Genomic DNA, 26,029 nt, shown 5'->3' with positions numbered 1-26,029 from the left:
ATATATTGGAATATCACTATAGAAACAGAGAACTAAGCTGGTTACAGTTTAATGCAAGAGTTTTACAAGAAGCTAAGGACACAACAGTTCCGCTTATTGAACGTCTTAGATTCTTAGGAATTTTCTCAAATAATTTAGATGAATTTTTTAAGGTTCGCTATGCGACAATTAAACGTATCGTAGACGCAGGAAAAGGCGGTAGAGGTGCGCTAGGAGGTATTTCGGCTACTGAGCTCTTAGAAGAGATTACAAAAACTGTCATAGAACATCAAGCAACTAGTTTATCAATTTTAAGTGATATTGAAGAAGAACTTGAGAAAGAAAACATTTTTATAATTGATGAAACCCAAGTCACGAAAAGTCAAGAAACTTTTATTTCAGATTATTTTCTCAGAAAAGTAAGTCCTGCATTAGTAACTATAATGATTGGTGAACTAGAAGAGTTTCCTTCATTAAAAGATAGTGCAGCTTATCTTGCCATTAAAATGGTAATGTCTAAGGACGATAATACTTTTGGGACAAAAAATAACTATGCACTAATTGAAATTCCTAAAATTATTGATCGCTTTGTTGTGTTGCCAAAGGAAGGTGACAAACAATACATAATTATTCTGGATGATTTAATTCGGTATTGTTTAAATAACATCTTTAGTATTTTTAAATATGACAGTATTTCGGCTCATATGATAAAAATTACAAGAGATGCAGAGCTAGACATTGATAGTGATTTAAGTAAAAGTTTTATTGATAAAATTTCAAAAAGTGTAAAAAACAGAAGTGCAGGAGACCCTGTTCGTTTTGTTTATGATAAAAATATAGACAATGAAACGCTACGCTTTTTAATGGATAAAATGGGAATTGATACTACAGATAGTATTATTCCTGGTGGTCGTTATCACAATCGTAGAGACTATATGGGATTTCCAAGCTTAGGCAGAAATGACCTTTTGTATGATAAAATTGCTCCTCTACGTATTAAAGGTCTAAGCTTAGAAGGTAGTTTACTTAATAAAATAGCAAATAAAGACTATTTGCTGTATGCTCCATACCAAACCTTCTCTTATGTTGTTAAGTTTTTACGTGAAGCTGCACTTGACCCTAATGTAAAGTCTATAAAGATTACCATTTATCGCTTAGCGCAAATTTCACATATCGCTAGCTCTCTAATTAATGCAGCAAAAAATGGAAAGGATGTTACTGTACAGATAGAGTTGCAAGCACGTTTTGATGAAGAAGCAAACATAAAATATGCAGAACAGATGCAAAGTGAAGGTGTAGAGTTAATATTTGGTGTATCTGGACTCAAAGTGCATTGTAAAGCCTGTATTGTAGAGCGACTTGAAAACGAAAAAATTAAGCGATATGCTTTCGTAAGTACCGGTAACTTTAACGAGTCAACCGCAAGAATTTATACAGATTATACACTTTTTACATCAAATCGAAAAATTTGTAAAGAGATCAATAAAGTTTTTGACTTCTTTGAAGTAAACTACAAGATTAAAAAATATAACCACCTCATTGTTTCACCACATTACACTCGTAATGCCCTTTATAATCTAATTGAAAATGAAATTAAAAATCATAGGGCTGGAAAGGTGAGTGGTATCAAACTAAAATTGAATAGTCTGTCAGATTTTAAAATGATTAATAAACTCTATGACGCCAGCAATGCAGGCGTGAAAATTAAACTTATTATACGAGGGATTTGTTGCTTGATTCCAGGAGTTAAAGGGATGAGTGAGAATATTGAAGCTATTAGCATAATAGATAAGTTTTTAGAGCATCCTAGAGTGTATATTTTTAAGAATGCGGGGATTGATAAAGTTTATATTTCCTCTGCCGATTTTATGGGTAGAAACCTTGATAATCGTGTAGAAATTTCATGCCCTATTTATGATGAAGGTATAAAGAAAGAAATTATAGATACTTTTGATATTAGCTGGAATGATAATGTAAAAGCTAGAATAATCAATAAAGAACAAGACAATCAATACCGGGTTACAAACTCTAATAACCGTATTCGATCACAATTTAAGCTATACGACTATTATCAAGAAAAATTAAATAAATAATTTGCTAAGAATAGAAAAATACGCAGCAATAGATATTGGCTCAAATGCCATACGTTTACTTATTGCTACTGTTATTGAAAGAGAAGGTGATCCTCCTCAATTTAAAAAAACATCTTTAGTTAGAGTTCCTATTCGTTTGGGAGCCGATGTTTTTCTGGAAGGCAATATTTCTGAAGGTAATATACTGCGTATGTTAGATGCTATGCAAGCTTTTTCGTTGTTAATGAAAAACCATAAAGTAATAACCCATAGAGCTTGTGCAACTTCAGCAATGCGAGAAGCTAAAAATGGTGAGGAAGTTGCAAAAAGAATATTTAAAGAAACCGGACTTCGTATTCATATCATAGATGGAAAAGACGAAGCAGCTATAATAGCCTCTACAGATTTGCGCGATCTTATAGATGATAACAAAGCATTTTTATATGTAGATGTTGGAGGTGGAAGTACAGAGTTCACCGTATTTGCGAATGGAAAATCTGTTGTTTCAAAATCTTTTCAATTAGGTACTGTACGTATTATAAATGACATGGTGCGTGATACCATTTGGGAAGAAGTAAAAAAATGGATAAAAACACACACCAAAGATTTTAGAAAGATTAACGTAATTGGTTCTGGAGGAAATATTAATAGTATTTATAAGTATAGTGGTAAAAAAATAGGGAAGCCTTTAAGCTATTTCTTTTTGAGTAACTATTTTGAAATGATAAAAGATAAAACCTATCACGAACGTATTTTTGAATTACAAATGAATCCAGACAGAGCCGATGTAATTATACCTGCTACAAAAATTTATTTATCTGCTATGAAATGGAGTAAAGCAAAAAACATTTTTGTTCCTAAAGTCGGACTAGCAGATGGTATTATTAAAAGCCTTTATAATGAGCGTGAAGCGAAGCGTATGGAGGTAAAATAGTTTATATTTTAGAAATCACAATAACAGCACACTCTAATGAAATTTGGAAAAGTAGATAATCCAGGAGAAATAGATTTTACATTACCTCCAGACCATCCCGACACTAAAAAAGTACTTTCAGGGTTCAAAAAAAGGAAAGTGCCAAATTTGTATGTAGGATGTGCAAAGTGGAATAGGGCAGACCTGAAAGGTTTTTATCCTAGAGGTACCAAAGATGAGCTAACGTATTACGGTACACAGTTTAATAGTATTGAATTAAATGCTACTTTTTATAGAGTTTTTTCACCTGATGTTGTGCAGGGATGGTATGATAAGACTCCAGATAATTTTAGGTTTTTCCCAAAAGTGTTTCAAGGCGTAAGCCATTGGAAACGCCTTAATGACTATGAAGCTTATTTAAACGAATATATTTTAAGCGTTTCTAATTTAAAAGAGAAACTACAAATGCCTTTCTTGCAAATGCATAATAATTTTGCGCCAAAAAGCATAGATAGATTATTTCCTTTTTTTGAAAGTATCCCTAAGGATATAGATTTGGCTGTAGAGTTTAGACATACAGATTGGTTTAATGATACGGGCATCGCAGACGAATTATACGCTATTTTAGACAAAACTAATACGACTAATGTTATTGTTGATACTGCTGGGCGTAGAGATTTGTTGCATATGCGCATGACAAGTGATACTGCTTTTATACGTTATAATGGAGCCAACCATGAAAGTGATTACACAAGATTAGACGATTGGGTAGATAGGCTTGAGGAATGGATAGCTCAAGGGTTACAAAACATTTACTTTTTTGTTCACCAAAACCATGAAAAAGCTTCTCCTTTGCTTTCAGCGCATTTTATAAAAAAAGCGAATGAGCGTTTTGGAACTTCGTTGCATATACCTACAATAGATAAACCTAATACTTTATTTTAAAATGAATTTTCACACACGTAAATGGATTAAACCTGAAGATTTAAACCCAAATGGAACGCTGTTTGGCGGGAGACTTCTAGAGTGGATAGATGAGGAGGCAGCTTTATATGCTATAATTCAGTTAGAGAACACTCGTACGGTAACGAAGTATATGAGTGAAATAAACTTTAGAAGTTCTGCGAGAAAAGGGGATATAATTGAAATAGGTATTGAAGTAGTAAAGTTTGGAAGCAGCTCCTTAACACTTGCTTGTGAAGTACGTAATAAAATGACACGAGAAGTTATTATTACCATAGACACCATTATTATGGTAAGTCTAGATGAAAATGGGAAACCAAAACCTCATGGAAAAACACAAGTAGAATATGTAAAAGATAGATTGGCTGATTAGTCTTTTAGGCTGACAAGCTCTTTAAAATCTTTCCCACTCGGAGTTTCAAAAATTTCTAAGTCAAAATAGGATACGGCAGCTAATAGATGATCAAAGATATCAGCTTGTATGTGTTCATAATTCTCCCAATTTTTATCATAACTAAAGCAAAACACTTCAACAGGGATTCCTTTATCAGTAGGAGCTAGGTGTCTTACCATTAAAAATAAATCCTTATTTATTGCAGGGTTTTCATGTAAAAAAGCATCTGCATACTTTCTAAAAACTCCTAAGTTAGTTTGGTTTTTTCCGTTGATTAATAAGCTTTTATCTGCTTCAACTTGTCTATTATATTTTGCTACATCTTTTTCTCTATGCTCTATATAAGGTTTTATTAATTGAATGTTTTTTAAACGCTCAATATCTTCAGAAGATAAAAAACGTACTGAGTTTTGTTTTATATAGATTGAACGTTTAATGCGTCTTCCTTTAGACTCCTGCATACCCCGCCAGTTCTGAAAAGAATCTGCTGTAAGACTATATGTTGGGATAGTGGTAAAGGTGTTATCAAAATTTTGTACTCGAACAGTAGCTAGGTTAATTTCAGTCACATGACCATCTGCTCCATATTTACTAAAGGTAATCCAATCTCCAATTCGTACAATATCGTTCACAGTAACTTGGATACTTGCAACAAAGCCAAGTATTGTATCCTTAAAGATTAATAGTATAATAGCAGAGGCTGCACCTAAAGTAGTAAGACTTTTTGCAGAAAAACCTGTTAAAATGTTTGCGATAAAAAAGATGGCAATACCCCATGCAAATATCATTAATACCTGCAAATAACTTTGTAGAGGCTTATCTGCATAGTCTTGGTCTTTATCTAAATAGTTTTTGGTGGTTCGTAAAATACTCCTTATCACAAGAACACTTAATACTACCAAATAGATATCAACAACTTTTAAAAGTGCAGATTCTATAAGAGGGAAGTCCTCAAAGAGAAAAGGTATAAAGTACCAAGAAAGTGTTAACGGAACGTAATGAGCTATATAACGGGGAAAATTACTTTTAACTAAATAGTCGTCATAGGTGTTTTTTGAGCGATTGCTAAATACTTTAAAGCCTTGAACAATAAACTTACGAGTAATAATATCTAATAATGTAACTGCAAAAATGAAAATGATACAGTTAAGCAATACTCCTAGGATAGAAGCAAGATTATTATTCATTCCATTTGAAATAAATAACTCTTTAAAAAACTCAATTACTGTAGTTATTAATTTTTCGTTCATGGTAAATATTTACGTTCTGCGTAAAAGGGACCAAATGGTAAAATAGAGCACAAAACAACAATTGCTAATGTTTTTGTGGACCAATTAAGCAATTGTGAAACATAAACAGCACCGGCAATGTATAACAAAAACAAAACACCATGTGCCATCCCAACAATTTCAACCATTTTAGGAAGTTCCCAGATATACTTTAGTGGCATTGCTATACCTAATAATACTAAAAATGAAATTGCTTCTAGTGTACTTATAATTCTAAAAATCTTAATTATTTTTTTCAAATCATGAATCTTTATACAAAGATAGTATTTGTAAAAATTATAAATCTTTTAGGTGTTGTTATTAACTATTTTTTGTGACAAGGTAATGGTTCATCTAAAACTGTGTAACTCTTTTTTCTATAACTAAAATGCCACCATTCTGTCCTTACAGTTTGAAATCCAAATTTCTTCATTCCGGTTTGAAGTATGTTTCGATTATACAGTATTTCTTCAGATAAAGTATAATTATCAATATGAGAAGCACGCCCAAAAAAATCATAATCACTTCCCATTTCAACATAACAGCCATCTAGTGTAACAAGTGTAATATCCACAGCAGCACCTCTATTATGGATACTTCCTTTGCCATAGGGATTAGCTACGTAGGTGGGTCTTGGTACTTTGGCCCACATCTTTTTTTGTACAGATAATGGACGATAACAATCATACATTTTAATTTTATAACCTAACTCACAAAAGTACTCATTAGCTTGGATGAGTGCATTTGCAACTTCTTTTTGAAGTAAACAAGCTTCGCATTCATAAAGTGTTTCGCCTATAAAGTTATTAGGTGTAGCATAACGTATTTCATAATCAAATGTTGAAGAAAGCTCTTTTAAATTGACTAGTGTTGTCTTTTGTTCTTGAGAAGTGAAACTAACAGTTATAATTATTATGAAAGCTAAAAATATTCTCATTCTTTAAAATTAAGGATTATTTAATAACAAAAGCTAGTAGTCCTTTGTAACTTTGAGTAAAAATTGATGATTATGAATTTAAAAGGAAAAGTTGCATTAATTACTGGTGGAAGCAAAGGAATAGGATTTGGTATTGCTCAAAAATTATTAATACATGGAATTAATGTTGCTATTACAAGTAGGAGTGAAGCCAACGTAAAAGAGGCAGCAAGTTTGTTAAACTCTCAAGGTAATGATAGTGTTCATGCTATTGGTATAGTTGCAGATGTTAGAGATTATAAGGATCAAGAAGATGCTATAGCAACAACCGTTAAAGAGTTTGGGAAAATTGATATAGTAATAGCGAATGCTGGGTTAGGTCATTTTGGTTCCATCCAGGATTTATCTATTAAGCAATGGAAAGAAACCATAGATACCAATCTTACAGGAGCTTTCTATACTTTTAAGGCTGGATTGGAGCAACTTATTAAAAACAAAGGTTATTACATAAGTATTTCTAGCTTAGCAGGGACTAATTTTTTTGCTGGGGGAAGTGCATATAATGCAAGTAAATTTGGACTAACTGGATTTACACAAGCAGCTATGTTGGACGTTAGAAAACACGATGTTAAAGTGAGTACTATTATGCCAGGCTCTGTAGCTACCTATTTTAATAATAATGAGCCTAATGAAAAAGATGCTTGGAAGATACAAAGTGAGGATATAGGGAAGCTTGTTGTAGATTTATTAAAAATGCATCCTAGAACATTACCAAGCAAAATAGAAGTTAGGCCAACAGTACCTCCATCTGCTAAGTAATTTTTTGATTGCTAATATATAGATTTAAATTATGCAGGGTTAACTTAAAAGGTTTACCAAATCTAACTCGTTAACCCTGCAGATATAAACAACCTACTTATCTTTTAATCCCCATTAAAGATGATGTATAGTTATTTATGTATTATCTTTTTACTATAATGAAGTTTGACCTTCTATTTTTAAAATGTTCTTCATCACTACATTTTATTCCATTTTTGCATTTGTTTAATAACATTCGCTCACCAAACCCTCTTGCACTCACAACTCTACGTTTATCAACACCTTGGCTATATAAGTACTCTTGCGTAGCTTTTGCTCTTTTATTGGACAATTCATAATTATACTCATCGCTTCCCCTAGAATCTGTGTGTGCCTCTATTTTAATAACCATATCTGGGATATCATTAAGAACAGAAACCGCTTTATCTAATACCATAGCTGCCTGTGGCGTAACTTCCGATTTATCATACTCAAAAAAGATAGGATCTAGTTTAATTTTTTCTACTCCTTCATCTACTACAATAATGTCTTCAATCTTGTTAAGTTCAAAGTCTGTAGGGGCTGTATAATCTCCATCTATATCAAATGTTTCTGCTTCTTTAGTTGCTGAAATATATTTCTCCTTTTCAGCAGAAATTACAACTCTTGTTTCGCATGGTATTTCAGTTGAATACGCTCCTTGTTCATTAGTCACTAATGAGAATAGTAAATTATTGTCTAAATCCTTGAGTGTAATTTTAGTATTAAATAAAACCTGTCTAGATTGTTTGTCTATTACTGTCCCTGTAATGAATTGATCACAAGGAAGTGGCTCTCTCTTGAAATAATATATATCGTCATCCCCTTTACCATTAGGTCTATTAGAAGAAACATACCCTGTTTCATGGTCCTCGTTAAAGTAAATTGCAAAGTCATCATAAGCAGTATTTGCAGTCTTTCCTATATTTTTAATTTCAGAAAAACCATCTTTTGAGTTAAATATACCTTCGTAAATATCTAACCCTCCAAAACCTGCATGACCATCTGAAGCAAAATAAAAAGCATTTTCAATTGTAAATGGGAAGAAGTCATTGCCATGTGTATTTACTAAAGGGCCTGCATTAATAGGGTTTGAAATCATTCCATCTTCATAAATTTTTGCGTAATAAATGTCTGCCTCTCCATATCCTCCTGGCATATCAGAAACAAAGAATAATAATTTACCATCATCACTTACATGAGGATGACCAATAGAGTACTCATCGCTATTAAAATGTATAGCTTCTTTGTTTATTATTTTTCCATCTTTAATTACTCCCTTATATAACTTGAAGTTGTTATTTCTAGAATAATCAAGCACCAATCTGTTTTTGTTAATATTGCTCGAAGCAAAGTAAACGGTATTGTTTATTTTAGAAAATGCAATAGTAGCATCGTGAAATTCTGTATTTATTTGTCTTGAAAGTAGGCTTGGATTCTTCAAGTCTCCGCTACTTGTTGTATCTGCAACAAAAAGGCTTAAGTAGGGTTGTTCATTCCAGGCGTATAGCTCTTTTGCGGCACCTGGTCTAGAAGAAGAAAAAACAATTTTATCATTAAAAGAAGCAGTACCAAAGTCTGAATACTCTGTATTTGAGTTTAAATTAATTAGTGTATACCTTGAAGGAGTCTCATCATTAAGAATTACTTCAAACTTTTCTAGTTCTTTTTTGTAGCTAACTATAGCTTCTTTATCTCCCTGTGAATCTAGATAGGAGAGCCAGATAGTGTTTGCTCTGTCATATTCTCTAACACTTCTAAGGCATCTAGTATATCTTGAGACGTGTTGTTTTTCTAAGGTATTTGAAAGCGAATATGCCTTTTCATAATAGGTGGCAGCTTGCCTCATATTATTTACATTGTAATTAGCCTCCGCAGCTTTTAAATATGTTTCAAGTTCAACTTTATTGGCTTCATTTATATAGCTTTCGTAAACTTTTACTGCTTTTATAAAGGAATTATTATTGTATAACCTGTCTGCTCTTTTAAGTTCAGCTTGTGAAAAAGCAGTAGTTGCTATTAAGATAGATAGTATGTATAGTATAAATTTCATGGTAACTTGTTTTTTTAGAAGAATCTTGGTGAATTAACTCTCTTACTCTTTTTAGGTAAAGTATATCGTAATATAATCTCGTGTGTTCCTGAGTTATAATCTGAAAAATCAGTTAGGGTATAATCATAAGAATATCCAGCAAAAAATCCATCAAAAACCATAACACCCGCTAGACCGCTTATTGCATCTTCATAACGATATGCTGCTCCAAGAGTAAACCGTTCATTAAATAGGAAGTTTGCAGACACATCTACTACTACAGGAAAACCATCTAGATATTTTAATAAAAATGCTGGCTTAAACTTTAGGCTTGGGCTCATATCTATAACATAACCTCCCATCAAAAAGTATTGTATCTCTTCTTGAGCAACTGCTTGCTCTACATCATCATAAAAGTCATCTGCTGTAAAATCTGGAACCGAAAGTCCTATATACCAGTTATCTGTGTAGAAAAAAGCTCCAGCTCCTAGTGTGGGAGTTATCCTATTGTCTATATTTTGAGCAAGTGGATCGTTTGGGTTTTGAAATGTTCCTTCAGTAAAATCAACGTTAAATAATTTTATCCCTGCTTTTACACCAAGTGCTACTTTAACGGTAGGGCTTAACTGTAATGTATATGAAAAATTACCATCTGCAAAAAATTGGCTTGCAGGACCAAGGTTATCATTTTCAATATTTAATCCTAGACCCATTTTATCGTTTCGTAACGGAGCATGAATTCCAAGGTTTTGTGTTACTGGAGCACCCTCTATGCCAACCCATTGATCTCTATAGGTCCCAACGATGTCTAAAGTACCAAGCGATCCAGCATATCCAGGGTTTATACTCATTGTATTATACATGTATTGTGTGTACTGAGGACTATTTTGCGCATTTATATTACTAGAAGTAATTATAAACACTAGTAATCCCATTGTTTTGTATATGATTGAAGTTTTCATTATTTCTCTTTTTAATAATTTGAATTAATTGAATTGTCTTTCGTAGAATTACTTAATTAGAAATAACCACCCGGTTTTGGGTTTTTCATTATTTCCAAGTTCCAAGACATAATAATAAGTGTCTGATGGGAGTTGATCCCTTTTTGAAACACCATTTACATTTCCAACTCCATTCCAATTATTAGAGTAATTTTGCTCCTTATAGACAAGGCTTCCGTATCTATTAAATACTTGTATTTGGTTATTTGGGAAGTTCTCTATACATGAGATAACTAGGGTATCGTTAATACCATCACCATTGGGCGAGAATTCATTATAGACAAATAAGCATACTGGGTCAATACTCGCTCTAGCTATGTTGTTTTGCGTATCAGCATCTATGGGATTAGACTCCATAATAGAAGCTGTATTTAGGTAATCTCCTTGCCCTAATACTTCACCCACTACTCTTAATACTCCAACAGCATCGGTTGGGATTAATTCTATAGACCATATTCCAGTAGTAGCATTATAACTTCCTATAGATGTATTAAAATTTACCATCTCATAGCCTGAAGGCATTAATTCTTCAACAGATAAATCCACAAAATCATTTGGGCCATTATTTGTTACTGTTATAGTAAATGTTACATTCTCACCAACCATTGGTGTTGGGTTATTTACAGTTTTTGTTATCGTTAAATCTGCACATACTTCAACTGTTTCATTTAATGTTGTTGTGGCAGAGCTACCGCAAGCACTTGGAGTTTCATAAGAAACTTCAACATTTGTATTCTCTAGCTCATCCCAAAGTACTGTAACAAAGTTATCGTTGGATCCTCCACCATCCATTACTGTACCTCCGGTAACATTCCATATATAGTCAGAATTGCTAGCCTCAGTAGTATATGTAACTGCTGTGCTTAGACATACTTGACTGCCTGCATCTGATGTAATAAGTGGATTGGCAACTCCATTTAAGATTACAAGAACAGCAAGACGTTGTGAGCTTTCACATCCATCTACTATTTGTGATGCATAATAAGTGTTTCCATCTATTAATGCATCTGTGCTTGCATAAGGATTACCTTCTGTTGGTGCATCATACCAAATAACTGTTTCATTTACTTGAATATCTGCAACAGTTGGATTGTCTGTAGCACAAAAGTCTTGTTCTGTGTTATTAGTAGTAGGAGTTGGAGCATCTCCTATTGATACTGTAACTTCAAGGCGAAGTGAACTCTCACATCCATCTACAGTTTGTGCAGCATAATATGTTACTCCATTTACTAGCGGGTCTGAACTGTCATATGGGTTACCTCCTGTTGGTGTATCATACCATGTAACTGTTTCGTTTACTTGAATATCTGCAACAGTAGGGTTGTTCATTAAACAAAAGTCTTGAGTGTCACTTTCTGTAGTTGGCGTAGGTGCATCACTAATTGTAACATTTACAGCCAATCTCTCAGAACTTTCACAACCATTATCTATTTGTGCTGCGTAATATGTGCCTCCATTTACTAATAAATCTGTACTTGTATAGGGAGTCCCTTCTGTTGGTGCATCGTACCAAGTAACTGTTTCATTTACTTGTAAGTCTCCAACTGTAGGATTTTCAACAACACAAAAGTCTTGATTTGGATTTTCAGTAGTTGGAGTTTCTGCATTTCCTATAGTAACTAGAACAGCAAGGCGTTGTGAGCTTTCACATCCACCAATAATTTGCGATGCATAGTAAGTGTTTCCGTCTATTAAAGGATCTGTGCTTGCATAAGGATTACCTCCTGTTGGTGCATCATACCAAGTAACTGTTTCGTTTACTTGGATGTCTGAAACTGTTGGAGTTTCAATTAGGCAAAATCCTTGAGATGTGTCATCCGTAGTAGGAGTAGGGGTGTTTCCTACTTCAACTGTTACGGCTAATCGCTGTGAGCTTTCACAATTTCCAATAATTTGAGATGCAAAGTAGGTTGTTCCATCAATTAAAGGGGCTGTAGTACTATAAGGATTACCTCCAGTTGGAGCATCATACCATGTAACTGTTTCATTTACTTGTATATCTGCTACCGTAGGAGAATTTGCTAAACAAAAATCTTGATTATTACTATTGGTAGTTGGTGTTGAAGCATCTCCAACCGAAACTGCCACCGCTAATCTATCTGAACTTTCACAACTTCCAATTACTTGAGCTGCATAATAAGTTGTACCATCTATAAGTAGATCTGTTGGTGCATATGCAGTACCACCTATTGGTGTATCATACCATGTTACAGTTTCGTTTACTTGAATATCTGCAACTGTTGGATTATCAACTACACAAAAATCTTGACTGGGATTATTTGTGGTTGGTGTTGAAGCATCTCCAACATTTATAAGTACTGCTAATCTAGTTGAACTTTCACAGCCATCTATAATTTGTGCTGCATAGTAAGTAGCACCATCTATTAGCAAATCTAAAGCATCATAAGCAGTTCCGGCTATAGGTGCATCATACCATGTTACAGTTTCATTTACTTGAATATCTGCAACTGTTGGATTATCTACTACACAAAAATCTTGATTTGTACTATTTGTGGTTGGTGTTGGTGCATCTCCAACGTTTATGTCTACTGCAAGCCTAACAGAGCTTTCACAGCCATCTACAGTTTGTGCTGCATAATAGATTGTTCCATCAATTAAGGGGTCTGTACTATCATATGCAGTTCCATCTGTAGGAGCATCATACCACGTTACAGTTTCATTTACTTGAATATCTGCAACTGTTGGATTATCAACTACACAAAAATCTTGGTCGGTATTGCTTGTAGTTGGTGTTGCGGCATCATCTACATTTGCAACAACCTCCAGTCTAACGGAACTTTCACATCCATCAACTGTTTGTGCAGCATAATAAGCTGCACCATCTATTAATGGGTCTGTAGCATTGTAAGCTGCACCATCTATAGGGGCGTTGTACCACGTTACAGTTTCGTTTACTTGTAAATTTGCAACAGTTGGGTTGTTTACTAAACAAAAGTTTTGATTAGGGCTGTTTGTTGTTGGTGTTGCAGCATCTCCTATAGAAACAGTAACCTCAAGTCTTTCTTCGCTTTCACAGCCATCAATAGTCTGTGTTGCATAATAGCTATTCCCGTTAATTAATGGATCTGTATCTTCATAAGCAGTACCATCTGTTGGCGCATCATACCAAGTAACATTTCCTTCGTTTACTTGAATATCTGCAACAGTTGGATTGTTTACTACACAAAAATCTTGGTCTGTACTATTTGTAGTAGGAGCAACAGTTCCCATTATTGTTACACCATAGAAGTCTAAAGATTGTGCAAGGTTTACACTTACTAGGGAGGAAATACTTATACTAACCCTATCAAAAGTTGCTCCAGGTTCAAAAAGAACATCTGCTCTTTGTCCGTTTTGTAATAACGTAAGCACATCTAAATTAATAACAGATGCTATATCTTGTTCAAAAACCATTTGAGTTCCGTTCCACGCTGAAACTTCTACATTGTTTAATAGACCCAATGTAAGTAAGGTTGGGTCGACAGCAAGTGTCACATTAAAATCATCAGTAGGAGTGTATGGATTTGGGAAGTAAACAGTTTGTTCCATAGAGCCAAGGATGCCAAGGGTTCCCATGCTTATTTCTGAATAATTATCTGGATCGTCATCTATAGCAAATTCTGGATTAGTAACTCCAGCACCGCCAAGTTGAATTGCATCTAGCGTAATTCCGTCACCATCAAAATCTGTAAAAAGAGGATCTGTTGCACATTGATTATCTGTAAAATAAAATGCATTGTACACATCTGTACTTTGTAAGACACCAAGTAACAATGCATCTGTATTGTCTTCAATGTAAATTCGGTTGTAATCTTGATCTGGTGTAATAGCAATGTAGTAATTACCATCTTTATCAACAACAATTCTAAAGCTCTCACTACTAGGTGGATTAGTTGAAGTGTTTGATAGTACTGTAGTTGTACCATTACGGGCTTCTATTTCAAAGTAGTGGTCTCCAAATATGATGTTTCCTACCAAATCTGCCAAAAGCCCCCCAAGGTTTCCTCCAAGAAGGCAGTTAAGAAAATCTTCGTCAAAGTCTATACGGACGTAACTTGTAGTATTTGCTGGTACTGTAGCTGGATATTCTACCTCTAATTCTCCAGAGTACGCTCCAACTCCAATTGCAATACCTCCATAAGAATTTAAGGTTCCAAAATCGCCATTTTCGATGACTGTGTTAGCGGAATTATCAACATTACTCTCAAAAGTAATTTGATTTGCGACAATTTTTGTCTGTGCATTTGCACTAGTAGTAATTCCCAATACTAGACTAAAAAGTATTGATTGTTTTAATACATAGTATCCCCATTGGATAGTTGTAGAAAGTTTCATAAGTAGGTAATTTTAAATTCAACTTACTTTATTGATTATATCTATTAATAGAATCTGGGGATACTTTCTTCTATTAATTCTTTCTAAATAAGATAATTTCAAAATTGTTTGTTGGTAAGCAAACTACTTTTGAGTTATCTTAAATATTCAAAATGTCAAAAAACGTTTCTATAGCGAAACAAAATTATAGGGAGTTGTTACGGTTATAATGCTAAATTAATCGATAAAAGGTAATATTATCATAATAAAATGTTAATAAATTGTTAATTAAAAGAAGTGTTGACATTAAAAAAGCGCAGCGATGGATAACATAGCTGCGCTTACATAAGTGTTTACTTTCAGTTTATTAGTTGGCAGAAAGTAAGGCCAAAAACTTATCAAGATTTGGAAGAATCACAATTCTAGTTCTTCTGTTGGTTGCTCTTCCTTCTTTAGATTCATTTTCTGTTAAAGGATGAAAACTACTTCTACCTGCTGCAATTAATTTTTCTGGTGCAACATTAAAGTCTTCTTGCAATTTTCTTATTACTGCCGTAGAACGCTCTACACTTAAATCCCAGTTGTCTTTTATATATGAACCAGGTTTAACAGTTTGTGCATCGGTATGACCCTCTACCATTACCTCTAGTGCAGGCTCGCTATTAATAACATTTGCAAGCCTTTCAAGTAAATTATCTGCTTTAGGATTTACTTTATAACTTCCAGACTTAAATAAAAGCTTATCTGATATAGTAATCATTACTACCGTCTCATCAATATTTATTTCAATATCGTCTTCTTCACCTTCTGCAATTAAAGAGTTATCAAGATTCTTCTTTAGGTTGTGTGAGACAATGAGGTTCATTGAATCTTGTAGCGTTTTTGCTTCTGCTAATTTGTTTTGATCAACATTTGCTAAGGCTTTTTTCATCTTTTCCTTGTCGTTGTTTGATAACACAACATTCTCGTACTGCTCTAATTTTGCATTATTACTATCTGTTAAGGAGCTAATCTTAGCATTATAGTTTGCAACACGCTCTTCAATCTTAGCATACTTTGCTTCAATTTCTTCTTTTTCTACTTGAGTTTTTTGTAATTCAGACCTTGTGTCGTTGTAGTTTCCTTCAAGTTCTAAGTACTTTTTTTTAGACACACAAGAGACTGTTATTAATGATCCAGCTACTAGTGTAATTGCGAATAATTTTTTCATTGTTCTAAGTTATTTATGGTTTGTGAGACAAATATAAGAGAGGGTTGCACCAAAAATTTTACTAAGAATTACTATTGTTTTGTTAAATAAATGATGTTGTTAAGTAGATGTGTTAAACACTCTTAAAAATTTAAAATAATGGCCGTAGTAAATTAAAAAAGAGCGCTTTTAAACGCTCTTTTAAATACTACTATTAAAAAGTAAACTTTTAGTTATCTTTTACTACTTCTAATTTATTTTTTCCGAAGTCCAATGTACGTATTGGGAAAGGAATATTAATCTCTGCATCATCAAAGTGCTTCTTAATTACTTTAATTGCTTTATGCTGGTGCATAAATTTTTCTTTTCCATTATTTAAATCTGCCCAGAAACGAACTAAAAAGTTAATCGAGCTATCTCCAAATTCAGTATAAAAGAATTCAACTTCTTCATTGTTTTGTTGTGGGAAAGCTTCTCCTAGTATTTTCACAGTAAGTTTTTCTACTGCTTCTAAATCACTTTCATATCCAACACCACAAGCAACCATAATACGAGATCTTTTGGTTATTGAATAATTTGTAAATGGATTATCTACAAATGAAGAGTTAGGTATTATAGTATAGTTATTATCTGGTCTTTTGATTGTGATATTTCTTAAGTTAATCTCGGTAACAGCTCCCACCGTACCATCACTTTCTATCCAATCACCAATACTCACTTTAGGCAAAAATGATAGAATAAAACCTGAAACGGTATTACTAAGTGTTCCTTGTAATGCTAATCCTATTGCAAGACCTGCAACACCTGCACCTGCTAAGACAGAAGTTAATACTTTGTCTAGATCCATGATACCAAGTGCTACAAAAAACCCAATTAGAAGTATTATAGCAAAAATTATTTGTTGAATTATTTGCTGAATTGACTTCTCTTTGATTCTACTAAGTAAAATTTTGTTGACTATTTTTTTTACTCCTTTTGCTATGAAGTAAAAAATCACAAAAACCAATATTGCTAGAATAAAATTTGGGAGCTTTAAGATAATGGCATCTAGCCATCCTTCTAATTTACCCCATAGTTTATTTAGCGCGTCGGTAATATTAAAAGCTAGTTGTAGTTTCATAAAATGGTTTATAAATGATTAGGCAGATAATTTAATAATTATCTGCCTAAATTAAATTAATGAAATTATAAAAGTTTATGCTAAAGCGGCTTATTATCCTAAATATTTCATAAGAATATGACTCTTAGATTCGTGTCTAAGTCTTCTAATAGCTTTTTCTCTAATTTGTCTAACACGTTCTCTACTTAAATCAAACGTATCACCAATTTCTTGAAGTGTCATTGCTGGTTGCCCGCTTAAGCCAAAGTTAAGACGAACCACATCACCTTCTCTAGGTGATAATGTATCTAAGGCTCTATCAATTTCTATCTTTAGAGATTCATGTAACAACGAGTTATCTGGGTTTGGTGACTCACCAGAACTAATTACATCATAAAGGTTATTGTCATTCTCACCTTCTTGAAAAGGTGCGTCCATGGATAAACTTCTATTTGAATTTTTCAATGAAGACTTTACTTTACGTTCACTCATATCAAGCTCCTTTGCTATCTCTGAAGCAGAGGGCTTACGTTGGTGAATTTGCTCTAAGTGTATAGAGGCTTTACGAATCTTGTTAATGTCTCCAATTTTATTTAAAGGTAATCGTACTACTCTAGATTGCTCTGCAATTGCTTGCAAAATAGATTGACGTATCCACCATACAGCGTATGAGATAAACTTAAAACCTCTAGTTTCATCAAAACGTTTTGCGGCTTTTACTAAACCAACATTACCTTCGTTAATTAAATCTGGTAAACGTAGTCCTTGGTTTTGGTATTGTTTTGCAACAGATATTACAAAACGTAGATTAGATCTTGTTAACTTATCTAGTGCTCTTTGATCTCCTTGACGTATTCTTTGTGCTAACTCAACTTCTTCTTCAGCAGTAATCATTTCTATCTTACTCACATCTTGTAAATAACTATTTAATGATTTTGTTTCTCTGTTTGTAACCTGCTTGGTAATCTTGAGTTGTCTCATATAAGTGTGTGTTTTGTTTTTTATTTGAAAATCATTATAAGCTCTTAAATCCACTTTTCCAAAAAATTAACATAATTTGTTAATTTCTTAATACAATTTCTTTGCTTTTTTGTTATATTATAAAGATGAAGTATTCAAAAATCATATTCATTGTATTCATATTTTTTGGTATAAATAGTGTTGCTCAAATACCAAGCGAAGTGCCTCACCCAGATACTAATAGACCAATAGATATGGATAATACAACAGATATTATCATTTATATTGTATTACCAATTTTAATCTTACTGCTATATTTTTTTGTAAAAAGATTTAAAAGGAGTAAAAAATAATTTTTTGGTGTAATTTTTGATTTATTTTTGTGACAGAACGTTTATTATGAAGCATTTATTTTTCACCTTACTGTTATTAACCACTTTTTTTGTTCAAGCACAAATTGAAACAGCAAAGCCTAAAGTTAAAATTGAAGCAGAAAAAAATGACCCAACTCCGGAAGGTTTAAAGCTTCCTAATACAAAGGTTAGAGGTTTAACTAACCCTAACAAGCCTATTACTTCTAACATAGATCCAAATATTAGCAAGAATGATAAAAAGCTAGACATTACGAAAGGGGATGGGCTTTTAGATTATAAAACTAACAATGCTCCTAAATACTTTACCAAAGACAAAGAAGCTTCAGAAAAATATGGTAGAGACCAGAACTTAGGTGAAGTCATTACCAAGGCCTCTACTGTAAACGTCTTATATCGTGACCATGAGTTTGTAGATGGTGATAGAATACGTGTACTAGTTAATGATAATGTAGTACAATCATACGTAACACTACAAGGCTCATTTCAGGGATTTGATCTTCCTTTAGAAAAAGGGATAAATAAAGTAGAGTTTATTGCGCTAAATCAAGGTGCATCAGGACCTAATACTGCAGAGCTACATATTTATGACGATAAAGACATGCTTATTTCTGCTAAAGAGTGGAATTTACTCACAGGATATAGAGCTTCTTTTTTAATCATCAATGATTAATGGGTCTAGTGGTTTTACCGCTGCAAGTTCTAAATCATTAATTGTAACAGCCCCAATCCTGTAGCGTACTAACCGTAAAGTAGGAAACCCTACCTTAGCAGTCATTTTACGTACTTGTCTAAATTTTCCTTCAGTAATTGTAATAGAAACCCACGAAGTAGGTCCATGACGGGCATCTCTAATTTTAAATGGAGGTGGTGCTAGAGTAGGGGCTTCAATAGTTTTTACTTTAGCTGGTAATGTAGTGTAAGGTTTACTGTTTACTGAAATATCTACACCTTGAGTAAGCTCCTTAATTGCAGTATCTGTTATTAATCCATCTACTTGAGCGAAGTATTCTTTTTCTATAGTTCCCTTTGTTATTTTATAATTGAAAGCGCCGTCTGTTGTTAAAAAAAGAAGTCCTTCGGTATTTTCATCTAGCCTTCCTACTGCCATTGTCCCGTTAGGAAATGTATGTAATTCACCCAACAGTTTTTTAGATTTCTTTTTTGGACCATTATTAACGAACTGACTTAAATATCCAGCAGGTTTGTAAAGTTTAAAATAATGATGTTGCATGTTTATAGGCTGCTTACAAAGTATTCATCGTATCTTTATACTTTCAAAAATACAAGAAGCATGGCACTTACCAATAATGATATAATGAAGAAGTTGCGCGTAGCACATAAACTTCGAGATGAAGACATCGTTAAGATTTGTAGTCTTGTTGATTTTGCTGTTTCTAAGAGTGAAATTAATGCTATTTACAGAAACCCCAATCACCCCAAATATGTGGAGTGTGGGGATCAATTTTTACGTAACTTTTTAAATGGCCTTGTAATTCATCTACGTGGACCAATGCCTCCTAAGAAGGAAAAGAAAAGTTAATCTATAATTTCTGCTTCAGAGAGCACAAAAGGGTATGCCTTTTTAATTTTTTCTATATCCTCTTCTGAAAGTTCTGTGGTTTTCTTTTGTAAAACCGCTTCAGCATACACCATTCTTAAGTCATAGTATGCTTTAGTGATTTCATCTTGAACCTCAATAAATGTTGCATAAGGCGCTTTGCGATGTGTACTCAATGATATTGCTGCTACTTTTGGATTATCTGAAGAAGTAATAATTGAATCACCATTACAATAGGTACATGTTTTATCTCCATTATTATCTATAAACATTTTTAATTCGTTTTTTAGATTATTCATTTCAATAGTATCATCATTCAAGAATAACTCTCCTTTTTCATTTACAAGGAGACGCAAAACATTACGCTCGTTAAGATCAATATTGCATTCAACATTTGGAGGGCATTTTTGTGGTAATCCTCGCATAACACCTTTTTCATTAGGTATTTTCGTAGTAATCAAAAAGAAAATAAGTAGCAAAAAAGCAATATCTGCCATGCTCCCTGCATGCACTTCGGGTCTGTTTTTGTAATGTCTCATACGTCAATGGATTTTAAGTTAAAGTTTGAAAACTTCAAATAAAGTGCCATAACGTCATAGCTTTCTGTACCATAGGGATTAAAATCTCATAAAGTTTTAATAAAATACTTTAAATAGTTAATAATGGTAGTATTTTTGCCGTTAGTAAGAAGCATGAGAGAAAATAAAAAAAATAAAGAAAGTGGCATCAAAAGGATGCATAAATATTACAGCTTAACAGGCTTTTACACCTTTATTGGTAAAAGCTTAAAAGCTTCATTTCCAATAATTATAGGTTTTGTAGCTGTTTTGTTTCTACTAGACAGGTATGTAATAGATTTTAGTGAATTATTTACACATATTACAAACACCTATGCTCCTTTGCATATTTTGCTAGTTTTCTTTATTTCTGAATCTCTTCTAGGACTTATTCCACCAGAAATTTTTATTGCTTGGGCAGATAAAACAGTAAATCCTATTGTTTTTTTATCATTGCTTGCAACACTATCTTATTTAGGGGGTATTGTTTCTTATTTTATTGGAAAATGGTTCTTAAAAATACCTTCGGTATATGACTATATGGAAGTAAAGATGAAGAAACACCTTAGGAATGTAAAGCGCTGGGGTGGCTTTATGATTGTTGTTGGAGCACTTTTACCTATTCCATTTTCTATGACAAGTATGGCAGCAGGTACTATTAATTATAGCTTTAGAAATTACCTTCTTTTTGGTACACTTCGCTTTGTGCGTTTCTACCTTTATGCAATAGCAATTTTCAATATTGTATAACTTTTTTCAAAAAAACTTGGTTAACAGTTTAATTTGTGGGTATTTTTGCAAAAATTAAAAAACCCCGACTTCACATTTTATGAGTACTTCTGCGGCAGAATTAGCATTGTTAGAGAGAAAAACCGATAAAGATTTATATAGCTATCAAAAAGGCGCTATTGATAAAATCTTTAAAAGTTTTGAAGAAAAGCCAGATGATTATCATCTACTATACCAACTACCAACAGGAGGTGGGAAGACAGTTATATTTTCTGAAATTGTTCGTCAGTACTTAAAGCATCATAACAAGCAAGTGCTTGTAATGACCCACAGAATAGAACTTTGTAAACAAACAGCTTCAATGCTTACAGAGTTTGGTGTTCGTAATAAAATAGTAAGTAGTAAAGCCAATCTGGATGATCAAAAGGAATATGCGTGTTTTGTTGCAATGGTGGAAACACTTAACAATAGACTTAAGGAAGACAAGCTTGATATTTCTGATGTAGGCCTAGTAATAATTGATGAGGCTCACTATAATTCATTTACAAAACTCTTTAAATTCTTTTCTGAATCTTTTATTCTTGGTGTAACTGCTACGCCTTTGAGTTCTAATGTAGAACTTCCAATGAAAGATAATTATGATGAATTAATAGTAGGGGAGAGCATCCCTGATTTGATAGATAATGGTTTTTTATCTAAAGCCGAAACACATTCATATAATGTAGGCTTAACTACACTTGTTGTAGGCTCTAATGGTGATTATACTGTACAATCATCAGACGATTTGTATAGTGGAGCAGATATGTTAAGTAGGCTATTACAAGCTTATGAAGAACGTAGTAAAGGTAAAAAGACTTTAATCTTTAATAACGGTATAAGTACTTCTTTGCATGTATATGATACCTTTAGGAGAGAAGGTTATCCTGTAATGCATCTAGATAATACCGCTAGCAAAAATCAACGTAAAGCAATATTAAAGTGGTTTAAAGAAACACCAGACGCAATACTAACCTCGGTAAGTATACTAACAACTGGTTTTGATGAACCTACTGTAGAAAGTATTATTTTAAATAGAGCGACCCGTTCACTTACATTATACTACCAAATGATAGGGCGTGGTTCTCGTGTATTACCTAATAAAAATACATTTACTGTAATTGACTTAGGGAATAATTTTCACAGATTTGGACCTTGGGGAGAAGATTTAGATTGGCAACGTATATTTAAGTCACCTTCTTTCTACATGGATCATTTAATTGATGATGAAGAAATAGAGAGTAACTTTAGGTACGAGATGCCGGATGAGTTACGTAAAAAATTCTCTAACTCTGAGGAAGTATATTTTAATATTAATAAAGCGTACGTAGATTCAGTTAAAAACGGCGAATCTACTAAGGTTATATTAGAACGATCTATAGAACAACATGCTAAGATTTGTATTGAAAATAGCGAAGATGTTTTTGATGCTTTAACGCTAGCAAAGGACTTAGGAGACGATATTGACCATAGAATTGAAAAATATACTAAGTGTATCTCTAAAAGCACACACAACTTTGTTAGTTGGCTTAAAAACGATTACAGATTAAAACTAAGGAGTTACCTACGTGAAAACTTTGATAGTATTTTTGAAGATATCCATGGATATCCACCAGAAGATTAGATTATTCTTCTTCTTTTAGAGCTACAAGCAATGCTTCGTAGCTATCAATTTCAGAATATAATTTACCTCCAAGGCTTATTATTGGATTCGAAATTTCTTCGTAAGGAGTTACTGTGTTTTTAAAAGCACCAACAATAGTTTTCTTTACTTCTGGTTTTTCAGCTAGTACTAATTTTCTATAGTTATAATAACTGCTGTCTAAACGAGAAACAATACTATCACAGGTAGTACAGTTTTCAGTAATATAAATTAAAATAGGCTTATCAGGGTCTATTTTAATAGGAGTTGCTGGTTTTCTAATTGCTCTTCTTGATAATTCTGACGTTACATCAAGCTCATACGAGTAAACTGGTTTTTTTCCTCGCTCTATTACAAGGCTTAACATAGGTACTTTTGAGGCTGCGGGAACTCTATATGCTCTTGGTTTACGAGTACTTTGTCTAAACCCAGTCCCTGAAACCGTAAGCGTTACGTCAAGATCTTCTTCACTAGTATTAGATGCAAACAACAAAAGTCTATTATTTTGTTTTTCATCTGTAATTTTAATTTTTTCTTTTTGAGCTAGCGTAGTTAAAGTGAAAAGTAAGGCAAGAAGTGTAAAAAGTGTTTTTTTCAAAGCAAATAATTTAGTTAGTATTTCAAAAGTAATTAATTGAGTAGTCTACAACAAGTATTAATAATAAAAAAACCTTTTACGCACTTACATAAAAGGTTTTAAAAAGTCGGTTGGAATGTAAAAATACTATCTGTGGATTGCATAACTACTTGCTTTTGCAAATTCTTCTAATTTTTCATTCCATTTCTTTAACTTTTCTGTCCAGGTGTCTTTTAGATTTTTCATAATGACATATTTAAAAATTAGTACTTGTTTGTTTTGTATATTTTCAACTAGCATGCCAAAAAAATACAATGGAACTACAATCAATTACAACTAACTGTAAAACAACATGTTATTTTGTTGAAATTTATTTCTTAAGAAGTTGAAAATAAGAATGAAGTTTTTTTTCAGTTTTAAAATGTATGTTTGTTATAAACTTATCACGTGTTAAAAAAGGGGAATCAATTTAAAAGAAATACTGTACGAGTTCTTACAAATATATTTATTGGAAAACCCTCAAAGAAGGTAACAAAACCAATAGATGCAATAAGAGTTAAAAGTATTTTGTTAGTTAGAACAAATCATAGGCTAGGAAACTTGGTTTTAATCACTCCATTGCTACAAGAGGTTTCTACAATTTTTCCTAATGCACGTATCGATATTATTGCACAAGGGGGAGCTGCCCCTATATTATTTAAGGAGTATAAAAATATCAATCAAATTATTTTACTCCCTAAAAAAGGTCTCAAAAAACCGTTGCATTATATTTCTCAAATTTTAAAGATTAAAAATAAGAAGTATGATATCTCTATGAATGTTGTGAGAGGTTCTTCATCAGGGAAGCTTTATACCCAGATGGCAAAAGCAGATTATAAGCTTTTAAATGATGAGGACAAAACAGCGCTTGAAAAGATTAAAGACTTTAAGCACATTGCAAAAATGCCAGTATATAGGCTCCGCCTTTTTTGTGAAAGAGCTGGTATAGATAGTAACTTTTCTAATGTTCCTAAACTTGATCTAAAGCTTACTTCAGATGAAATTTTAATAGGAAAGCAAAAACTCAAAGAAATTTCAAAAACAGATGCGCCAGTAATTTGTATATATACTTTTGCTACTGGCACCAAATTATATCCTAAGCAATGGTGGGAAACGTTCTACAGCGAACTCTTACAAGCTTTTCCAGGATATACCATTATTGAAATGTTACCTATTGAAAACGTTTCACAAATTGACTTTAAAGCACTTTGGTTTTACAGTAAAGACCTAAGAGAAATGGCAGCAATAATAGAAAATACTTCTGCTTTTATTAGTGTTGATGGAGGCGTAATGCACCTAGCAGCTGCAACAAATGCCACCACAATTGGATTGTTTAATAGTCCAATTATTTCAAAGTATGAGCCTTATGGTGGTGCTAATTGTGCAATTAACACTTCAGAAAAAAATAGTAAGCAAGTAATTGATATTTTAAAAGAAAAACTCTAAAAACCGTGGTATCTTTAAAATAAAAAAGAATGTTCGGATTATTTAAGAAGAAAACAAAAAAAGAAAAGTTATACGCTCAGTATCAAAAACTTTTAGAAGAGTCACATAAGCTATCTACATCAAACCGAAAGCTTAGTGATGAAAAAGCAGCAGCAGCTGAAAGCATTATGCAGGAAATAGAAAATCTTGACTAATTTTAGGGAATGGATAAGAACAAAATACTTCTCATTCTCGCTTTCTTTTCCATTTATGTTTTTTGGGGATCTACTTATTTGCTTAACAAGATTGTAGTAACAGAGTTGCCACCTCTTATGATTTCTTCCTTACGTTTTATAATTGCGGGAGGACTAATATTTATCATAGCTTTAGTACTTAAAATACCTATTTTAATACCTAGAAAGCAATTTATAAATTCGTTAATTGCGGCCTTCTTATTTTTAGCATACGGAAATGGCACAATTGTATGGGCACTACAATATGTGGATAGTGGTTTTGCTTCGCTTGAAGCTTCTACACAGCCCATTGTGATTTTAATTTTAATGCGGTTACTCTACGGAATTAAAATAAAAACAAAATCTGTTATTGGAGTTTTACTTGGTATTCTTGGGATTTATTTATTAGTAAGTCAAAAGCGTATTGTGGTTGAAAACGAAAGTGTATTTGCTGCTGTCATGATATTTACCTGTGTACTAAGTTGGAGCATTGGTAGTTTATTTGTAGCAAAAGCTACACTTCCTAAAAACTATTTTATCGCAACAGGGTACCAAATGTTTTTTGGAGGAATCATGCTTGCAATATCTAGTTTTAGTTTTGGTGAAGACTGGGTTGCTCCCTCAGCGTGGAGTTTAACGGCTACTCTTTCGATTATAGCACTAATTATTTTTGGCAGCATTGCGGCTTTTACTTCTTATAACTATTTATTAAAAAAAGTCTCTACCGAAAAAGTTGCAACCGCAGCCTATATTAATCCTATGGTTGCTGTATTTCTTGGATGGTACTTTTTGGACGAACCTCTAAGCACTCAAACAATTATTGCCGCTGGAGTTTTGTTAACGGGGGTGTATTTTATTAATTCAGCTAAGCGAAAACTAATTAAAAAAGCTCCTTAACGTTATTTTTTCAAAACGGAGAGTA

Annotated in this window: 25 protein-coding genes; 13 read left to right on the top strand and 12 right to left on the bottom strand. The window is 33.0% G+C overall.

The annotated features are described in order from the left end of the window. Positions 1-2: 2 nt before the first annotated feature. Genes ppk1 through RM538_RS02555 form a run of 4 tightly spaced genes read left to right on the top strand, consistent with a single transcriptional unit; the run spans position 3 to position 4,300 of the window. Positions 3-2,072 carry a polyphosphate kinase 1 gene (gene ppk1, locus RM538_RS02570; protein WP_432279791.1) on the top strand — a complete coding sequence of 690 codons (2,070 nt, stop codon included), beginning with the start codon at positions 3-5 and terminating at the stop codon, positions 2,070-2,072. A gap of 1 nt (position 2,073) precedes the next feature. Continuing rightward, entirely contained in the window at positions 2,074-2,985 is a 912-nt protein-coding gene (locus tag RM538_RS02565; protein ID WP_311331825.1) for a Ppx/GppA phosphatase family protein, read from the top strand. Positions 2,986-3,021: 36 nt separating this feature from the next. After that, positions 3,022-3,909: a DUF72 domain-containing protein gene (locus RM538_RS02560; protein ID WP_311331824.1), complete on the top strand. Its 888-nt coding sequence runs from the start codon at positions 3,022-3,024 to the stop codon at positions 3,907-3,909. Between the two features lies 1 nt (position 3,910). Then, a complete protein-coding gene (locus RM538_RS02555; protein ID WP_311331823.1) occupies positions 3,911-4,300 on the top strand; it encodes an acyl-CoA thioesterase in 390 nt (129 codons plus the stop codon). Here the strand turns inward: RM538_RS02555 and RM538_RS02550 are convergent. From RM538_RS02550 to RM538_RS02540, 3 genes are all read right to left on the bottom strand, one after another. Then, a complete protein-coding gene (locus RM538_RS02550) occupies positions 4,297-5,571 on the bottom strand; it encodes a mechanosensitive ion channel family protein (protein WP_311331822.1) in 1,275 nt (424 codons plus the stop codon). The two genes, RM538_RS02555 and RM538_RS02550, sit on opposite strands and share 4 nt — an antisense overlap. Further along, a complete protein-coding gene (locus tag RM538_RS02545) occupies positions 5,568-5,840 on the bottom strand; it encodes a DUF3817 domain-containing protein (protein ID WP_432279790.1) in 273 nt (90 codons plus the stop codon). The genes RM538_RS02550 and RM538_RS02545 overlap by 4 nt, the downstream gene beginning before the upstream one ends. Positions 5,841-5,914: 74 nt before the next feature. Continuing rightward, on the bottom strand, positions 5,915-6,526 hold the full coding sequence (locus tag RM538_RS02540) for a M15 family metallopeptidase (protein ID WP_311331820.1): 612 nt from the start codon (positions 6,524-6,526) through the stop codon (positions 5,915-5,917). Positions 6,527-6,598: 72 nt separating this feature from the next. Here RM538_RS02540 and RM538_RS02535 point away from each other — a divergent pair, with 72 nt between their 5' ends. Continuing rightward, positions 6,599-7,324 carry an SDR family oxidoreductase gene (locus RM538_RS02535; RefSeq protein ID WP_311331819.1) on the top strand — a complete coding sequence of 242 codons (726 nt, stop codon included), beginning with the start codon at positions 6,599-6,601 and terminating at the stop codon, positions 7,322-7,324. 142 nt (positions 7,325-7,466) lie between these two features. Here RM538_RS02535 and RM538_RS02530 read toward each other — a convergent pair whose 3' ends face one another. The 6 genes from RM538_RS02530 to RM538_RS02505 form a co-directional block, all read right to left on the bottom strand. Next, a complete protein-coding gene (locus RM538_RS02530) occupies positions 7,467-9,395 on the bottom strand; it encodes an OmpA family protein (RefSeq protein ID WP_311331818.1) in 1,929 nt (642 codons plus the stop codon). Positions 9,396-9,409: 14 nt separating this feature from the next. Beyond that, positions 9,410-10,336 carry a PorP/SprF family type IX secretion system membrane protein gene (locus tag RM538_RS02525; RefSeq protein ID WP_311331817.1) on the bottom strand — a complete coding sequence of 309 codons (927 nt, stop codon included), beginning with the start codon at positions 10,334-10,336 and terminating at the stop codon, positions 9,410-9,412. Positions 10,337-10,384: 48 nt separating this feature from the next. Continuing rightward, on the bottom strand, positions 10,385-14,710 hold the full coding sequence (locus RM538_RS02520; protein WP_311331816.1) for an Ig-like domain-containing protein: 4,326 nt from the start codon (positions 14,708-14,710) through the stop codon (positions 10,385-10,387). Positions 14,711-15,056: 346 nt separating this feature from the next. Further along, entirely contained in the window at positions 15,057-15,899 is an 843-nt protein-coding gene (locus RM538_RS02515) for an OmpA/MotB family protein (RefSeq protein WP_311331815.1), read from the bottom strand. Positions 15,900-16,107: 208 nt separating this feature from the next. Further along, the gene (locus RM538_RS02510; RefSeq protein ID WP_311331814.1) at positions 16,108-16,998 is read right to left on the bottom strand and encodes a mechanosensitive ion channel family protein; all 891 of its coding nucleotides are present in this window, start codon (positions 16,996-16,998) and stop codon (positions 16,108-16,110) included. A 93-nt stretch (positions 16,999-17,091) separates the two neighbouring features. Beyond that, positions 17,092-17,958, bottom strand: a complete 867-nt coding sequence (locus tag RM538_RS02505) for a sigma-70 family RNA polymerase sigma factor (protein ID WP_311331813.1) — start codon at positions 17,956-17,958, stop codon at positions 17,092-17,094. A gap of 125 nt (positions 17,959-18,083) precedes the next feature. On the opposite strand from RM538_RS02505, the gene RM538_RS02500 reads away from it, so the two are divergent. Together RM538_RS02500 and RM538_RS02495 are read left to right on the top strand one after the other, a co-directional pair. Further along, entirely contained in the window at positions 18,084-18,290 is a 207-nt protein-coding gene (locus tag RM538_RS02500; protein WP_311331812.1) for a hypothetical protein, read from the top strand. A 46-nt stretch (positions 18,291-18,336) separates the two neighbouring features. Beyond that, positions 18,337-18,981, top strand: coding sequence for a LamG domain-containing protein (locus RM538_RS02495; RefSeq protein WP_311331811.1), 645 nt, complete (start codon positions 18,337-18,339; stop codon positions 18,979-18,981). Here the strand turns inward: RM538_RS02495 and RM538_RS02490 are convergent. Then, a complete protein-coding gene (locus RM538_RS02490) occupies positions 18,964-19,542 on the bottom strand; it encodes a pseudouridine synthase (protein ID WP_311331810.1) in 579 nt (192 codons plus the stop codon). The genes RM538_RS02495 and RM538_RS02490 overlap by 18 nt on opposite strands. A gap of 60 nt (positions 19,543-19,602) precedes the next feature. Between RM538_RS02490 and RM538_RS02485 the strand changes: the two genes are divergently transcribed. Then, a complete protein-coding gene (locus RM538_RS02485; protein ID WP_311331809.1) occupies positions 19,603-19,851 on the top strand; it encodes a DUF1456 family protein in 249 nt (82 codons plus the stop codon). Here the strand turns inward: RM538_RS02485 and RM538_RS02480 are convergent. Then, positions 19,848-20,408, bottom strand: coding sequence for an ExbD/TolR family protein (locus RM538_RS02480; protein ID WP_311331808.1), 561 nt, complete (start codon positions 20,406-20,408; stop codon positions 19,848-19,850). The two genes, RM538_RS02485 and RM538_RS02480, sit on opposite strands and share 4 nt — an antisense overlap. 153 nt (positions 20,409-20,561) lie before the next feature. Between RM538_RS02480 and RM538_RS02475 the strand changes: the two genes are divergently transcribed. Continuing rightward, positions 20,562-21,176, top strand: a complete 615-nt coding sequence (locus tag RM538_RS02475; RefSeq protein WP_311331807.1) for a YqaA family protein — start codon at positions 20,562-20,564, stop codon at positions 21,174-21,176. A gap of 79 nt (positions 21,177-21,255) precedes the next feature. Next, positions 21,256-22,815, top strand: coding sequence for a DEAD/DEAH box helicase (locus RM538_RS02470; protein ID WP_311331806.1), 1,560 nt, complete (start codon positions 21,256-21,258; stop codon positions 22,813-22,815). Between the two features lies 1 nt (position 22,816). Here RM538_RS02470 and RM538_RS02465 read toward each other — a convergent pair whose 3' ends face one another. After that, the gene (locus RM538_RS02465; protein WP_311331805.1) at positions 22,817-23,431 is read right to left on the bottom strand and encodes a hypothetical protein; all 615 of its coding nucleotides are present in this window, start codon (positions 23,429-23,431) and stop codon (positions 22,817-22,819) included. Between the two features lie 426 nt (positions 23,432-23,857). Here RM538_RS02465 and RM538_RS02460 point away from each other — a divergent pair, with 426 nt between their 5' ends. The 3 genes from RM538_RS02460 to RM538_RS02450 are packed head-to-tail and all read left to right on the top strand — an operon-like array spanning position 23,858 to position 26,004. Beyond that, entirely contained in the window at positions 23,858-24,895 is a 1,038-nt protein-coding gene (locus RM538_RS02460; protein ID WP_311331804.1) for a glycosyltransferase family 9 protein, read from the top strand. 29 nt (positions 24,896-24,924) lie between these two features. After that, positions 24,925-25,089: a Lacal_2735 family protein gene (locus RM538_RS02455; protein ID WP_311331803.1), complete on the top strand. Its 165-nt coding sequence runs from the start codon at positions 24,925-24,927 to the stop codon at positions 25,087-25,089. A 9-nt stretch (positions 25,090-25,098) separates the two neighbouring features. Further along, entirely contained in the window at positions 25,099-26,004 is a 906-nt protein-coding gene (locus RM538_RS02450) for an EamA family transporter (protein WP_311331802.1), read from the top strand. The last annotated feature ends 25 nt before the right edge of the window (positions 26,005-26,029 follow it).

It is taken from the genome of Patiriisocius hiemis (assembly GCF_031846325.1).
Taxonomy (GTDB): domain Bacteria; phylum Bacteroidota; class Bacteroidia; order Flavobacteriales; family Flavobacteriaceae; genus Patiriisocius_A; species Patiriisocius_A hiemis.
The sequence above is the reverse complement of the archived record's forward strand: the minus strand, read 5'-3'. Positions and strand labels throughout refer to the sequence as shown.